1 protein-coding gene is annotated in these 554 nt (G+C 69.3%); it reads left to right on the top strand.

Annotated elements, in window-relative coordinates:
- Positions 1-4 precede the first annotated feature (4 nt).
- Positions 5-554: glutamate-cysteine ligase family protein (locus P3H15_RS54440; RefSeq protein WP_346348896.1), on the top strand; the 550-nt coding region annotated here is incomplete at its 3' end.

Here is a 554-nt window from a genome sequence, read left to right as displayed (position 1 = left end):
GTGAATGAGCGTTGCAGCAACGGAATCGGGTCACGACCTCAGCGTGGGGGTCGAGGAGGAATTCTTCCTCGTCGACCCATCCGGGCACCTGTCCACTGCGGGATCCGACGTGGTCGCGGAGGCCGGCCACGACATTCACGGGCTCCAGCGCGAGCTCACCCGCTGCCAGATCGAGACGGCGACGGGCGTGTGCCACACCGGGCAGGAACTGCACGAGGAACTCCGCAGCCTGCGACGCCGACTCGCGAAGGCGGCCGCGGGCCGCGACCTGTCGCTGGTGCCCAGCGGGACGTCGCTGAGCGCCGAGGGGCTGCCCCCGGTGATCACCCCGAGCCCGCGGTACGAGGAGATGGCCCGCCGCTTCGGGTCGATCGTGGACACGGTGACCACATGCGGCTGCCACGTGCACGTCGGGATCCCGAACCGGGATATCGCTGTGCAGGTGAGCAACCGGCTGCGCAGCTGGCTGCCGGTGCTGCTCGCACTCGCCGCGAACTCCCCGTTCCACAGCGGGCACGACACCGGGTATCACAGCTGGCGGCACATCATGTGGT

This window comes from Rhodococcus sp. T2V (assembly GCF_029269925.1).
In the GTDB taxonomy this organism is placed as follows: Bacteria; Actinomycetota; Actinomycetes; order Mycobacteriales; family Mycobacteriaceae; genus Rhodococcus_F; species Rhodococcus_F koreensis.
This window is presented reverse-complemented; position numbering and strand designations above follow the sequence as displayed.